The organism is Gymnodinialimonas sp., assembly GCF_059726805.1.
The window spans coordinates 1850876-1864107 of sequence record NZ_AP041059.1; the positions used below are offsets into that span (position 1 = coordinate 1850876).

13 protein-coding genes and 1 pseudogene are annotated in these 13232 nt (G+C 57.5%); 6 read left to right on the plus strand and 8 right to left on the minus strand.

The window, feature by feature from the left end; all coding sequences use genetic code 11:
* Nucleotides 1-467: 467 nt before the first annotated feature.
* Nucleotides 468-2384 carry a hypothetical protein gene (locus tag AC6I9R_RS09140; RefSeq protein ID WP_461425262.1) on the plus strand — a complete coding sequence of 639 codons (1917 nt, stop codon included), beginning with the start codon at nt 468-470 and terminating at the stop codon, nt 2382-2384.
* A 297-nt stretch (nt 2385-2681) separates the two neighbouring features.
* On the opposite strand, the gene AC6I9R_RS09145 is transcribed toward AC6I9R_RS09140, so the two are convergent.
* From AC6I9R_RS09145 to AC6I9R_RS09155, 3 genes are read right to left on the minus strand one after another with little or no spacing between them, the layout of a single operon-like run.
* On the minus strand, nt 2682-3740 hold the full coding sequence (locus AC6I9R_RS09145) for a hypothetical protein (RefSeq protein WP_461425263.1): 1059 nt from the start codon (nt 3738-3740) through the stop codon (nt 2682-2684).
* A complete protein-coding gene (locus tag AC6I9R_RS09150) occupies nt 3734-4258 on the minus strand; it encodes a hypothetical protein (protein WP_461425264.1) in 525 nt (174 codons plus the stop codon). The genes AC6I9R_RS09145 and AC6I9R_RS09150 overlap by 7 nt, the downstream gene beginning before the upstream one ends.
* Nucleotides 4259-4621 carry a hypothetical protein gene (locus AC6I9R_RS09155; RefSeq protein ID WP_461425265.1) on the minus strand — a complete coding sequence of 121 codons (363 nt, stop codon included), beginning with the start codon at nt 4619-4621 and terminating at the stop codon, nt 4259-4261.
* Nucleotides 4622-4847: 226 nt separating this feature from the next.
* Here AC6I9R_RS09155 and AC6I9R_RS09160 point away from each other — a divergent pair.
* Together AC6I9R_RS09160 and AC6I9R_RS09165 are read left to right on the plus strand one after the other, a co-directional pair.
* A pseudogene (locus AC6I9R_RS09160) lies at nt 4848-6001 on the plus strand (IS3 family transposase).
* Between the two features lie 279 nt (nt 6002-6280).
* Nucleotides 6281-6796, plus strand: coding sequence for a hypothetical protein (locus AC6I9R_RS09165; RefSeq protein ID WP_461425266.1), 516 nt, complete (start codon nt 6281-6283; stop codon nt 6794-6796).
* A 256-nt stretch (nt 6797-7052) separates the two neighbouring features.
* Here AC6I9R_RS09165 and AC6I9R_RS09170 read toward each other — a convergent pair whose 3' ends face one another.
* The gene (locus tag AC6I9R_RS09170; protein ID WP_461425267.1) at nt 7053-7277 is read right to left on the minus strand and encodes a helix-turn-helix transcriptional regulator; all 225 of its coding nucleotides are present in this window, start codon (nt 7275-7277) and stop codon (nt 7053-7055) included.
* Between the two features lie 323 nt (nt 7278-7600).
* Complete coding sequence (gene phnF / locus AC6I9R_RS09175) at nt 7601-8323, minus strand: phosphonate metabolism transcriptional regulator PhnF (protein WP_461425268.1); 723 nt, start codon at nt 8321-8323, stop codon at nt 7601-7603.
* Between the two features lie 96 nt (nt 8324-8419).
* Here phnF and phnN point away from each other — a divergent pair, with 96 nt between their 5' ends.
* Nucleotides 8420-8986, plus strand: coding sequence for a phosphonate metabolism protein/1,5-bisphosphokinase (PRPP-forming) PhnN (gene phnN, locus AC6I9R_RS09180; protein WP_461425269.1), 567 nt, complete (start codon nt 8420-8422; stop codon nt 8984-8986).
* Here the strand turns inward: phnN and AC6I9R_RS09185 are convergent.
* The gene (locus AC6I9R_RS09185; RefSeq protein ID WP_461425270.1) at nt 8968-9669 is read right to left on the minus strand and encodes a DUF1045 domain-containing protein; all 702 of its coding nucleotides are present in this window, start codon (nt 9667-9669) and stop codon (nt 8968-8970) included. The genes phnN and AC6I9R_RS09185 overlap by 19 nt on opposite strands.
* 19 nt (nt 9670-9688) lie before the next feature.
* On the opposite strand from AC6I9R_RS09185, the gene AC6I9R_RS09190 reads away from it, so the two are divergent.
* Complete coding sequence (locus tag AC6I9R_RS09190; RefSeq protein ID WP_461426596.1) at nt 9689-10834, plus strand: alpha-D-ribose 1-methylphosphonate 5-triphosphate diphosphatase; 1146 nt, start codon at nt 9689-9691, stop codon at nt 10832-10834.
* Here AC6I9R_RS09190 and AC6I9R_RS09195 read toward each other — a convergent pair.
* Nucleotides 10831-11757 carry an aminotransferase class IV gene (locus AC6I9R_RS09195; protein WP_461425271.1) on the minus strand — a complete coding sequence of 309 codons (927 nt, stop codon included), beginning with the start codon at nt 11755-11757 and terminating at the stop codon, nt 10831-10833. The two genes, AC6I9R_RS09190 and AC6I9R_RS09195, sit on opposite strands and share 4 nt — an antisense overlap.
* A 110-nt stretch (nt 11758-11867) precedes the next feature.
* Here AC6I9R_RS09195 and AC6I9R_RS09200 point away from each other — a divergent pair, with 110 nt between their 5' ends.
* Nucleotides 11868-12128, plus strand: a complete 261-nt coding sequence (locus AC6I9R_RS09200; protein WP_461425272.1) for a hypothetical protein — start codon at nt 11868-11870, stop codon at nt 12126-12128.
* Here the strand turns inward: AC6I9R_RS09200 and ltaE are convergent.
* The gene (ltaE, locus tag AC6I9R_RS09205) at nt 12114-13145 is read right to left on the minus strand and encodes a low-specificity L-threonine aldolase (protein ID WP_461425273.1); all 1032 of its coding nucleotides are present in this window, start codon (nt 13143-13145) and stop codon (nt 12114-12116) included. The two genes, AC6I9R_RS09200 and ltaE, sit on opposite strands and share 15 nt — an antisense overlap.
* Nucleotides 13146-13232 lie beyond the last annotated feature (87 nt).

Consider the following 13232-nt stretch of genomic DNA (forward strand, 5'->3'; position numbering starts at 1 on the left):
GCTCTCGAAACTATAAGCTTGCCCATACCGCAGCGCTTGTTGAATAAAAAACCTATCGACCGCGGTGACGCACCGTTCGGAGACACCTTCCTATGGGTTATTTTCTTTACTATTGTCAAATTTGAAACTACCTTCAAGGGGAAGTACAGACGCTGCCCGCGCTTGATTCACACTCAGAGGTTTTCAGATGGCTTTGTTGATGGATCTGCTTAACGTCGGAGGCATCTCGGCTCTAAGTGTGGGTGTCCTCTTTCTACTTTATAGGCAACTATTAGGCTTGGGGATCTTTCCGCAGATATCTAAAGATCAGGCTTTTCGCCTTCTAAGGCTCGTTGTTTTATTAGTTTTTCTTGTAGTTTTCGCGGCCTTTTTCGCTACGGGAAATTTAAGAATTAACCAGGCTGAAATATCTAATTCCGACGAATCAACTATTATTCAAGGCGCGAATTAGCTGAGGGAAGATAAGCATGCGAAGTGTTATAATATGTTTCCTCTTGTTACTTAGCGCGCCAACGCTTTCGCTCGGGCAGACACTTAACCGTGGAAACATCGATGACAGTACATGTATTGTTCTAATTCAAGATTCTGACGGAGTTGAAGTAGGTAATGTCTGTGCATCAAGCGATTATAGACGAGTAAACGTTCGCTATGTTTGGCTTGATCAATTACAGTACGCTTTCTTGCGGGTGGGTTATGTTCAACCAACTGCTGAGTTTCTTTTCGGTCAAACGCCTCGCATAGTTGAAACAGCTGCGTACAACACTGCTGAGGAAATCTATGAGGACTATGGAGTCGGTATTCACCTGCCAGACTTTGTACAACACTTTAGAAATCCCGATGCGGTCGAGTTAGTGGCCAGAGGACAGCTTCCAACGTTTACAAATGGCGACTGGGATCAAGAAGTACCGTCGCTCAGCACGGATCAACTTCGGCGACTTCGGGTGATCAATGCGCATGGACCAATAATTTGGCCAGATAGAGATTTTCAGGAAGCGCTGAATAATGGGCACTTGTTTTCAAGTGAGTACGAATACCGACTAAATTATTATCGGGAGCATTTTCGGAATATACTATACGAAGAATCCCTACACTTTTTGGGGACGCGTCGCCAGTTTGTGCAGAGCCTCATAAGAGACTTCGAAGATGAAGGGGCAGATCCCGTCGTTGCCTACTGCTTGCTTGCAACAAGGCTTGCGTCGCAGCAAGAGTTCTTGGACTACTGGAATGTTATTGATGATTTGGTTGACAGTTACGTCTATCCTTTCAATCGACTACCTACACCGTTGGACCAAAGCCTCTTTGATCCCAATAATGCGCAGGTGTTCAATGAGCTGGCTATAATCCAAGGACGGTACCATCGAAACAATTTCAGTTATTCTGGATTCAGAGATTTCGAAGGCAATGTGTATTCTAACCCCTCCTATGATCTTTTGTTACACGCGACGCAAAGGGGCTGGCCAGACGACTTTCTTGTGGTGGAGGCCGCCTTTCGCGACGCAAACTCAATAACAGAGTGTTCGGAAAGATACAGTGGGCGTGCCAACCTTCACGCTATTCCGAGAGATGTATCAGTACTAGTAGCGGTATTGGAAGCTGCTACTGACGAACCGGTAACAATATCAAGACTAACGGCATTGTCGGATGAACTATTACACTTGAGGCCGGAAGTTGTCCCAACCAATGAGTTGCAAGTCGAAATTGGCGAGGAGATTCTCACTCGTAGTGGGGGCGAGAGAATTGTGGTGCCGTTGCAGGTCGAATTCCTGTACGATCATGAAAACGCTTTTGTCTTGGGTGAAAATATTGCAGAGCAAATCGATTTTTCTGAGTTCACAGCCGAACAGCGATCCATCGATCTGCGGCATTGTGATGATCAGTGGAGTTGCGAAGTATTTGCGAGCATGGATGCAGGATTGATAAGTACAAATACCTCACCAGTAGCCGACACTTCCTATGTCTTTGGTCCTGCGCTGCGATTATCAAACTATTATATTGATGGGATCGGGGCTTTTGAAATCAGACAGGTTCCCGAGATTGCGACCTACACAAGCTACAACTACGGATATGGCTCTTGCCCGTACCTGTATTTTATTGACGCTCAAGGGAACATGACGCTTTATGGACGTGTGCTTGTGGGTGCTTCAAGCGCAGAACAAACAATGACAGAGAGTGTCGAAATTCCAGGCTGGGCGGTTGGCTATTCAATAAGGGAGATCGAGCCAGAAATTTCATATATTTCTCGAATCGGAATCGAGGGTCAAAACGGAAACATATCTGAAATGTTAGGCCAGGAGCTTGTTTTAATGCCGCGAGACGGTGTTCAATTTGAATTACCACCTGGATCCGAGATCCTCCACATTAGTGGATACTATACGCCGCTATGATTATGGTTGCCGCTAAAAAGAGCTTAATGTAACTGTTTGCTTTGGCTGGGGTTCTCCATGCATGCTAACAAAATAAACTACTCGTTGAGTAGAAAATGAGAAATTTGTTCTTCAAAAGCAGTGTGGATGTAGTCACTACTTTGAAGTGTTGTCTTTGTTCTCAGCGGCCAATCGATAGCCAAAATTCGGTATTTTGGTATGGCGCCAAGTTATCCAGGTCAGAGGTCAGCTTTCAACCGAAAGGTGAGTAAGACCAAGGTACTAAGCTGCTCAGAAAAGTCCATTTGGCAACTACTACTATTCTATTGTCTGAGACCAACCAGAAAAGTCGTAATGTGGCGATATGAATGAATGAAGTGGCATAATCGACGCTTGGAGGCGATTACTATCACTATACAGCACAACATCTAAATAGGGCCCACCAGCGTATCTTTGCTCTTCCACGATGAATTCCCGCATTCTCATATGACAGCCGTTCTCGTACATGCCACGTGAGAACACAGTCTCCCACCCCGGTTCACCGGAGGGAAATCCACTTTGATGATAGCCACCTCTATTGAATTGAACGTCATAGCTGTCTCTATAGAAGCCAAGGACGGGAATAGAAGAGTTTGTCCAAGCGTTCTCACACGCGTTCAATACTGCATCTTCTTGCGAAACTTGCCAAAAGACGTTTGGCAAGCCGACGTGAGAAGGTTGGAAGTCGTATCTAAAAATTTGTTCTAGGGTTCTGATTTCGTAATAATTTCCGGGACCTGTGAAGTTAAGCATCGATACGAAGAGGGCGTTGTCGAGCACTGGCTCGAAACGGTGCCGAGTATCTCCAGCGACAGACATCAACCGTGCAAGATCTCCTAAGGCGCTACTGTAAGCGATAGAAAATAGTGCCTCGGATTGACCTATAGCCGCCAGGTTAGGAGAAGGAGCATGAAATCCCACTCGAGCTCCAATGTCCAAAATTCGACCATTAAAACTCTCGTTAACAGATTTTGCCGACCCAAAAAGGAAAAGTACTGCGCATGCAGATACGCACGTGTCGTTGGATCGAACGCGCGTAGTGATTGACCGTTCCAATAGGAACTGCCCGATATTTAGTGCTTCATCCCAGTTTCCGCCATTGCTTGAGAGGCAGAGCACTGTTTGATCATCCTGTGTGGCGATCCAAGGGAAATTGTCTTCAATTGTGGGGACAAGGACTGATAAGTCACCGGGAACGATCTCCCCACGTAGTTCAATATTACAATGAGGAGAAAATAGTGCTTGCTGTAAGGTGACAGTCTGATCTGAAACCAACACAATTTCGGCTGATAACGCCGGTGTGGAAGCGATTACTGCGCAGGCTATTGCTTTCAACACGCTTCATCTCCCGCAAAGTACTCCAGTCCTTCTGACGCACTGGGATTGTTCAAGCGATCACTTATGGAGTCAAAAGTGCTTGAAAAGAAGCAAGTCAGTTGAAAGGCTTCAGCTTGGGTCAGATCAAGGAAAATGGCCTCATTGCATAGCTCAGCTTCGACACAGCCACGCGCGACGCCATAGTGATCCAGGATCGATAATGCAGATATTTCAAAATTTTCTCTTGAACTCAGCATCCTATTAGATGCGTATTGTGCACGAAGTATACTGGCAACGTTTGAATAGCCAGCACTTCCTTCTGGTAAATCATCAATCACATTAGCTACTTCACGAAGAAGTAAGAAGCGTGCTTCTCTCAATTCATCGTCCAAGAGGGAAAGGGCCAGTTCAAAGGTATAGCGCTTTTTTGCCTGGGCTTCAGCGTTTAGGAAAGTTACAAAAGCAAGAGCACCACCGATTACAATGAATGTTGCAGCGACGATTTCCGCAAGCTTTGCTCCTCTGTCTAGGATAGACATCTAACAAACGTCCGATATCAACACAGAATAAGGCAGTTCGGTTAGGGTTTGCAGCCGCTCAAGTAAGCAATTAAACTCCTCTCGTGTCAGCGCCATGATGACCGCTTGGTTGCCCTGATCTGCAGCAGGGAAAATCCCGGTCGCCTCAGTAAATGACGAAATAGCAATCTCTAAATCCACTTCCGGACATGCAGCTGGGAGAAAAACTATCGGATCCGAATCACCTATCAGATACACGTCGGAATGTTCTATTAAACAAAGCACCTCATCGGCAGTCAGGTTGATTTGATTGGCGTAGGCGGACGTGACGCTCGCGGCTAGCATCATCAAAATTGCCACAAAATGAACAAATCTTAGTATCATTTTAGGTCCTCAAGTGTAGAACGTTATACTACTCGATAAGGCAGGTTAGCACGCTCGATGGTTCTAGCAACCCGTTTGGCCAGGTGTGGACTCTAATCTTCTACATATGCGCGACCAGGTCATTCGCTTGCCGGGAAAGACACATGTGAGCTACCCCCCGAAATTCGGACACTGACATAAGCTACGATTTGCAGTGTGCTGATCTTCGAGGAGAAGGAGATCAGAGATGTCGAAACGCAAGCAGCACGCGCCTGAATTCAAGGCCAAAGTCGCGCTGGAAGCCCTGAAGGGCGAGGAGACTGCCGCCGAGCTGGCAAGCCGGTTCGGGGTTCATCCGACGATGATCCACCAATGGAAGCGAGCCCTGCTGGATGGCGCGTCTGGCGTGTTCGAGCGCGGGAGCCGCAAGAAGCCGGCGATTGACGAGGAACAGGTGAAGGAACTCCATGCCAAGATCGGGGAGCTGGCAGTGGCTAACTCTTTTTGGGAACGAAAGCTGAAGCCCCGGGGCGGGAAGTGAGGCGCGGCATGGTTGAGCGTGACCACCCGGATCTGTCGATTGGGCAGCAGTGCAAGCTGCTGTCGATCGCGCGCTCGTCCTATTACTACGAGCCGAAGGGCGAGTCTGAGCAGAACCTCGGCCTGATGCGGCGGATCGACGAGCAGTTTCTGGAAACCCCGTTCTTCGGCGTCCGTCAAATGACCTGGCATCTGCGTAACGACGGACACCTGGTGAACGAGAAGCGGATACGGCGGCTGATGCGCCTGATGGGGCTCATGCCGATTTATCAGAAGCCCAATACCAACAGGCCAGCGAAGGGGCACAAGACCTATCCCTATCTGCTGAGAGGCCTGCGCGTGGATCGCCCGAACCAAGTCTGGTGTTCGGACATCACCTATCTGCCGATGCGCCGCGGGTTCCTCTACCTCGTGGCGATCATGGACTAGCATACCCGCAAGGTTCTGTCCTGGCGGATCTCGAACACGCTGGAGGCTAACTTCTGTGTCGAGGCGCTGACCGAAGCCATCCACAAGTTCGGGCCGCCCGAGATCATGAACACGGATCAGGGAAGCCAGTTCACGTCCTTCGCCTGGACGGATCGGCTACGGCGATCAGGCGTGCGGATCTCGATGGATGGGAAAGGTCGGTTCCTCGACAACATCTTCATCGAGAGGCTGTGGCGCACCCTGAAATACGAGTGTGTCTACCTGCATGCCTAGGAGACCGGTTCGGAGACAAAGGCGGCCATGCGGAAATGGATGACCTTCTACAACCACCAGCACCCGCATTCTGCCTTGGGCGGCCAGCCTCCGGCGCTGGTCTATTGGCAGAGAAATGATATCAACCAACCCGATCAGCAGGTGCAACGAGTAGCTTAAACCACGCCAGATACTGTCCAACTATTGGGGAGCAGCTCAGGTCGACGGACTCGAACGGCAGCTTCGTCCGCACAGCGGCCCTTAGTGCGCCCCCGGCAGCGCGTCCGCGAATCGCGAATCAGGGCTTGCACAGAAGACATATGGAGCATGGCAGCATCTAGCGTTGGAGGTCGAAACGCTTGCCATGCAACTTCGATCTGTCTTTGGTGGAAATTAACACCCTAAAGGAATTGCGCCGTGGCCGAAAACGTCTTTGTAAAAGCTGATCATTCCCCTAGCGTGACGCTGATTGCTTCGATCATCCTGGGGGTAATCGGAACGACGTGTATTTGGGCGGTTGTGACGCTGATTCAGGGGGGCCAGTGGCAGCCGCTTTTGTGGGTGCCCATTGGCATCGCAGCGATAAGCGTGTTTGTGATCGTGTTGCTGATCCGCCGCGTGACGATGCGCGCCCTGACAATCTCGCCCGAAGGGATCAAGGTGCATCGCCCGTTCGCGCCGCCTCACTTCATCCCGGCAGGAGGGCTGAAGGCAGGGATCTATACAGAGCCAGGGATCTCGGGCGGCGCGGCCAGTGCCGCGGGCAGCCGTGCGGGCACGGTCATGTATGATGTGATTTATTTGGGTCTTCCCGATGGGTCGACCAAGGGCCTTTTCATGCGCCCCCAAGGCGACCCGGGCGTGAGCCTTGTTGTTCAGGGCTTGGGGCATTTGCTGGATGTTCATGTTGTTCCGTTGCAAGGTGATCCGGCCAAGAAGATGCGCCGGGCGCTGTTGGATCCGTTGAAGGCGTGAAGGGGATGCGCCGGGGCGGCTTCCCCGGTAGTCTTGGGAAAACCTCTTTCGTATGCATCGGCACCCTAACCCGATGGAATATGTCCTTTGTCCGCATGTCGGTCACTCGCCACCTGAAAATGCTGCATGATGCACGAATGGCCGGTTCGGTGAAGCCGCGCTGGGGCGTGGCCGGTCTCAGTCAAGGTCAGCTCTGGGCCGATTGCACTTGGATGGGTGGCCGAACTGTGCACGCCCGACCACCCCGCTCCTGAGATCAGGAGTGTCGGTTGGGAACTTCTCGACAGTCCAGACGCTTCTGCAGCCAGTTGTGCACTTCCTCCTCAACCCAACCCACTCGGTTCGGGCCTAGCTGCACCCGTAAAGGGAATAGGCCTGCCTTCTCCAAGCGTGCGATGTGTTGTGGTGAGTACAGAACCAACTCCTTCAGCTGGCGTTTTGAAAGCATCCGCATCACGATATCTCCTCGATTGAAGAGCATCGCGATGCCCTAAGGTTGACAAAAACCTAGGCGCATTGATGGTAGCGAGACGGGATGAATGTGCCAAGGTTGAACATAGCCCACCATTCAAGCGCGTCGATAACGGTGGTCCAAAAGGTGGTCTAAGTTTCGTGATTGGAAGATAAATTCTACCAATACAACTGCTTGCGTGATTTCACTGTGCCGCCCCCGGGCACCATTCAAATACAGCTAGTTAGATCGTTTCTCAGCGCAGCTAAAACCCGTGCTAAGCGACGCCCCTCTCCACAACCGCGCAACGCCACACGCCCCAAGAAAACCAATGCTCCACAACTCCCCCACGCTCACCATTCACCATCCAACGCAGACAGCGTCAGCGTCACGCGGTCTGCGGCGAACCAGGTGCGGCCGTATTCTATCGGCGCGCCGTCTTGGTCCACGTTCACACTGATCGTGCCCAGGACAGGCTCTCCGGGGGCGAGCTCTAGCAAAGCGGCCTCGGGTTTTGTCGCCAGGCGCGCCGTGACCTCGGTCCTTGACCGGGTGTAGTCGGTCACGCCCTGCGCGGCGAAGGTTTCGGTCACGGACTTGGTCCTGCGCAGGACCTCAAGCAGGCCCGGGAAGCGGGCTGCGGGAAAGACGGACCGGAATGAGGCCAGCGGCACGCTGTCTGACAGGCTCAACCCCTCATAGACATGGACCTGCGCGGGCATGTCCAGCGCCAGCGCGCGGGCCTCGTCCGAGCTCGCGGCGCGGGTTTCCATGTGCAGGATCCGCCTCTCGGGCACGCGGTTGGTGGCCAGCAGGTTCTGGTGGAACCGCACGCGGCGGCCGATTGGGTAGGGGGTGGGCACATGGCGCACGAAGACGCCTGCGCCGCGCCGTGCAAAGACGATGTCGCGTTCGGCCAGATGCCCCAGGGCCCGCCGTACCGTGTGGCGGTTCACGCCGAAACGCTCGGCCAATTGCGCCTCGGTCGGAAGGCGGTCACCGGGGGCGTAGTGGCCCTGCGCAACCTCCTCGGCCAGGGTGTCGTGGATGGCTGTCCAAAGCGCGCTGCGTCCCATGGGGTCCAGGATCCTGAGTGAAAAGGGGTTGCATGCCCAAGCGGGGTGACGGTAAGAATTTGTCTAGTTGTATATAAAAATGGACAACTCTGCAAGATGTCGAAATCACCCGCCTCCCGCCACAAGGCCCGCTTCATCGCCGTTGTCGGCCCCTCGGGCGCGGGTAAGGACAGTGTGATGCGGGGGCTTTGTGCCCTGCGCGCCGAGGCGGTCCTGGCACGGCGGGTGATCACCCGGCCGCCTGATCCGGAAAGCGAGGATTTCGACTCGGTCTCAGAGGCGGAGTTCGCAGAGCGCGCGGCACGCGGTGCCTTCGCTCTGCATTGGACGGCCCATGGCTTGTCGTACGGCATCCCCAACAGCGTCCACGATGCGCTGGAACGCGGCCACGACGTGTTGGCAAATCTGTCACGCAGCACCCTTGCGGAGGCGGCGCAGGTGTTCGGTAATGTGGTCGTCCTCCACATCACAGCCCCGACAAAGGTCTTGCTGCACCGCGTGTTACAGCGGGGGCGCGAGGCCGAAGACGCCGTGCAACAGCGTCTTTCGCGCCAGGCGCCGAAGATCCCGGAAGGCCTGCCCGTCATCGAAATAGACAATTCGCACGCGCTGGAAGACAGCATCTCAGCCGCTGTCGCCGCCCTTTATCCGGACAGGGGATAGCGATGCACCAGGTGGAATTTGCCCCCCGCGTCCTCTCCCATCAGGGCGAGCGTATCAATCACGAAGGGACGCGGCAGGACCGGCGCGAAGTGCCGGGACAGGGCCGCACAGACGGCGTCCACATGGGGCGTGCGCCCGGTCAAAGTCATGTGGAAGCGGAACGCCTGCATCACATAGGGGTAGCCCCAGCGCTGCAACAACGCCTCTTGCACATCGGTAAGGCCCGCCTTGCGGCGACGCGCCAATTCTGCCGCCGACGGGGGCGCGCGGAACCCGTCCAGCGCCGCGACGGCGGATCCGGCGAGCTCGGCCAGGGCGTCGCTGGGCTCGGATGGGGCCAGCGCCACAAAGCCGCTCATCGGTGTGACCTGCAGGGCCGGGATAACGACAGGCGCGCGGGGGGCGCAGAAGGCGCGTACCGCCGCGTCCAACTCGGCAGCCTCCGTGCCATCCGCCAAGAAAAACGGCGGCTTGATGGTGCCGTGAAGCCCGTATTTGCGGGGCGTGGCGGTCAGGGCCTCTGCGTCCTCTGGCAGGTCCGCGACCAAGGGCTGCGCGACGGCACCCCCCGCCGCGCTGTCCCACCCCAGCCAGGCAGAGCCTGCCGCAAAAAGCGCGCCCTCTGGCACCACATAGACCCCGTATCGCTTGAATTCCCCCACAGTCCCCTCCGAGGTTGCCATGTCTGACGTCCCCCCCGTGATGCCCCAGCCCGTGACCCTTGCCAATGCCCGGCTGATCCTTCCGGGCGGCGAGGTCCGGGGCCGGATCACCCTGCATGGTGACCGGATTGTGGACGTGACCGAAGGCAGCGCGGTGCCGCCCGGTGCCGAGGATTGCACGGGCGACATCGTGGCGCCGGGTCTGGTGGAATTGCACACCGATAATCTGGAGCGTCACATCCGCCCGCGCCCCGCCGTCCACTGGCCCCATCGCCCGGCGCTGATCGCCCATGACGCCGAGCTCGCCTCTTGCGGCATCACCACGGTGTTCGATGCCATCCGCGTAGGCTCCCTGAAGGCCCATGGCGACGCCAGCTGGCCGCGTTATGCCCGCGAGTTGGCCGACGAAATGCACGCCGTGCGCGCGGCGGGCGCGTTCCGGATCAGCCATCATCTGCACCTGCGCGCCGAGATCTGTTCCCATTCGCTGATCGAGGAACTGGCAGAGTTCGGTCCCGAAGACCGGGTCGGCATCGTCTCGCTGATGGATCACACGCCGGGCCAGCGCCAGTTTGCCGACCTCAAGCAGTACGAGACCTATATGCGCGGCAAACACGGGCTGTCGCAGGAAACCTTCGACGAACATGTGCGCACCCGGACCGCGCTGGGGGCGCGGGTGCGCGCGCCGCATGAGGCGGCTGCGGTGGCAGCGGCCGGCCGTTTTGGCGCCGCATTGGCCAGCCATGATGACACAACCGTGGATCATGTGACGCGCTCTGCCGCCCACGGCGTCGCGCTGGCCGAGTTTCCCACGACCCGCGCGGCGGCAGAGGCGTGCCACGCAACCGGCATCGCGGTGATGATGGGCGCGCCCAACCTGATCCGGGGCGGCTCCCATTCCGGCAATGTCGCGGCGGGGGACCTGGCCCGGGCAGGGCTCTTGGACATTCTGTCGTCGGACTACGTCCCCTCGGCGCTGCTCTATGCCGCCGTGCGTTTGGGGGCGGAGACGGGCGATCTGGCCCGCGCCATGGCCATGGTCACCTCCGCGCCCGCCCGCGCGGCGGGGCTGACGGACCGGGGCGATCTGGCGGTGGGCCAGCGCGCCGACGTCATCCGCTTCCGCGTGCTGGACGACGTGCCAATGCTGCGAAGTGTCTGGTCAGCGGGGGCGCGCGTCGCCTAGGCCTTCTGCTCGGCAATATGCCGCGCGATCAGGGCCTTATAGGCCGCCTGGATGCGCGCCGTGACCGGGCGCGCACCGTCGCCAATCGTCTTGCCGTCAATCTCCGCCACCGGCGTTTGCGCCCCGAAGGTGCCGGTCAAAAACGCCTCATCGGCGGACACGGCCTCATAGAGCGAGAAGTTCTTCTCAAAAACCGGAATACCCTCCGCCCGGCAGATATCGATGACCTTCTGCCGCGTGACCCCGTTCATGCAATAATCACCGGTCGAGGTCCAAACCGCCCCCTTTCGCACAATGAAGAAGTTGCAGGCGTTGGTCGTGTTCACAAACCCATGGGGGTCCAGCATCAACCCCTCATCCGCGCCCGCCTGCTCGGCCTGCAGGCAGGCGATCACACAGTTCAGCTTGGAATGGCTGTTGTATTTCGCGTCCTGGCTCATCGGCAGGCCCCGCACCTGGGGCACCGTCGCCAGCCGGATCCCCGCCCCCTGCAACCGGTCCACCGGCTTCGAGTGCTCGCAAATGATCACCAGCGTCGGGCCCGAGCGCGACAGCGACGGATGCTGGAACGGCTTCACCTTCACCCCCCGCGTCAGCATCAGGCGGCAATGCACATCCGTCTCCATCCCGTTGGCCACCCGCGTCGCCTCCAGCGCCGCAAAGATCCCCGCGCGGTCCATGCCCACATCCAGCGACACGGCCTTACAACTGTCAAAAAACCGATCCATGTGGTCGTCGAAAAAGCTCCAGACCCCATCGTAAAGCCGCAACCCCTCCCACATCCCGTCCCCCAGCAAAAACCCGCTGTCATAGACCGAGACTTTCGCCTCATCCCGGTGCACCAGATCGCCGTTCACATAAATCAGGATATCCGCATTCCGCGGGTCCTCCAGCGCGTCATGGGTGGTGTGGGTGTCGGTCATCTTCGGGGCTCCTTGCTGCGCCCTTTGTGGCGAAACCCGGCGGGCTTGTCACGGCTGGCGCTTGCCCAAATTATCGGGCACTAGGAGCGCGTCAAAACGCCGGAGCGCCCATGGATTTCGCGACACTCATTCAAAGCCTGACAGATTGGATCGTGCGGATCGGGTCCTCCGTCAACGACCTTCCGGGCACCGTGGCCTTCGGCCTCGGCCTGTTCACCTGGTTCGCGGTGGAACAAATCCTGCGCCGGGTGATGTCGGGCCTGCGCTGGGTGATCATCGTGGGCGCCATCGTGGCGCTGGGCCTCTCGGTGCCCTACCTCGCCGCCCTCATGCTGGACGCAGGCGGCCCCGCGCCCCTAAGCGACAGCTGAGAAGCCGCGCAGAATTGCGTCAAACGCCGTGTCGTCGATGTCACGGTGCAGGACCAGCCGCAGGGCGGGCTCCGGGGCTGACGTGCGGATGCCGTGGGCCCCGAGCGGTGCCAGATCCACGCCCGATTTTGGCGTCAGGAAAACCATGTTGGTCGCCTGGCTGACCTCTCCCAGGCCCAATTGGGTCAGATGCGCCGCCAGGGCCTCGGCGCGGACGTGATCCTCGGCCAAGCGCGCCACGTTGTGCTCCAACGCATAAAGCCCCGCCGCCGCCAAGACACCCGCCTGCCGCATCCCCCCACCCAGCATCTTCCGCATCCGCCGCGCCTTTGCGAGGAGGTCCGCAGGACCGAGGAGGGCCGAGCCAATCGGCGCCCCCAACCCTTTCGACAAACAGACCGACACCGTATCAAACGGCCCGGCAAGGGCCGCCTCATCGCAGTTCAGCGCGGTGATCGCGTTGAAAAACCGCGCGCCGTCCAGATGCAGGCCCAGGCTCGCCGCGCGGCCCGCGTCAATCGCGTCGAGCATCCGGGTCAAGGGCACGACCCGGCCATAATGGGTATTTTCCAACGATAACAGACGCGTAACAGCGTGGTGGCTGTCGTCTTCCTTGATCGCCGCCGTCACATCCGCGGCCTCCAACGCGCCGTCCTCGGCCACCGGCAGCGCGTGCAGCGGCACGCCCCCCAGCACCGACGCGCCCGCCGCCTCGTAGCGGATCACGTGGTAGGCCTCGCCGGAAATCACCTCTTCCCCGCGCCCGCAATGGGCCAGCATCGCCAGCAGGTTGGACATCGTGCCCGAGGGCACGAACAGCCCCGCCTCCTTGCCCAACCGCTCCGCCAAAGATGCCTCCAGCCGGTTCACGCTGGGGTCGTCGCCGTAGACATCATCGCCCACCTCTGCCGCCGCCATCGCCGCGCGCATCCCCGCGCAGGGCTGCGTGACCGTGTCCGAGCGTAGGTCGGCCACGATCGGTCCGGTGGGGGTGGCGGTGGCTTTGTATTGGGACATCGGGGCGGCTCCTTGCAGGCTTGGCGCAAAGCACCATGCGCCCGCGCCCTGCGCAACCCCAACCGCACGCTTGGACTTGTTGTTTCA

Excerpts from the sequence above, each read along its gene's own strand:
- AC6I9R_RS09140 (WP_461425262.1), top strand. The coding sequence starts at position 468 with ATGCGAAGTGTTATAATATGTTTCCTCTTGTTACTTAGCGCGCCAACG.
- AC6I9R_RS09150 (WP_461425264.1), bottom strand. The coding sequence starts at position 4,258 with ATGTCTATCCTAGACAGAGGAGCAAAGCTTGCGGAAATCGTCGCTGCA.
- AC6I9R_RS09155 (WP_461425265.1), bottom strand. The coding sequence starts at position 4,621 with ATGATACTAAGATTTGTTCATTTTGTGGCAATTTTGATGATGCTAGCC.
- AC6I9R_RS09170 (WP_461425267.1), bottom strand. The coding sequence starts at position 7,277 with ATGCTCTTCAATCGAGGAGATATCGTGATGCGGATGCTTTCAAAACGC.
- phnF (WP_461425268.1), bottom strand. The coding sequence starts at position 8,323 with ATGGGACGCAGCGCGCTTTGGACAGCCATCCACGACACCCTGGCCGAG.
- phnN (WP_461425269.1), top strand. The coding sequence starts at position 8,420 with ATGTCGAAATCACCCGCCTCCCGCCACAAGGCCCGCTTCATCGCCGTT.
- AC6I9R_RS09185 (WP_461425270.1), bottom strand. The coding sequence starts at position 9,669 with ATGGCAACCTCGGAGGGGACTGTGGGGGAATTCAAGCGATACGGGGTC.
- AC6I9R_RS09190 (WP_461426596.1), top strand. The coding sequence starts at position 9,689 with ATGCCCCAGCCCGTGACCCTTGCCAATGCCCGGCTGATCCTTCCGGGC.
- AC6I9R_RS09195 (WP_461425271.1), bottom strand. The coding sequence starts at position 11,757 with ATGACCGACACCCACACCACCCATGACGCGCTGGAGGACCCGCGGAAT.
- AC6I9R_RS09200 (WP_461425272.1), top strand. The coding sequence starts at position 11,868 with ATGGATTTCGCGACACTCATTCAAAGCCTGACAGATTGGATCGTGCGG.
- ltaE (WP_461425273.1), bottom strand. The coding sequence starts at position 13,145 with ATGTCCCAATACAAAGCCACCGCCACCCCCACCGGACCGATCGTGGCC.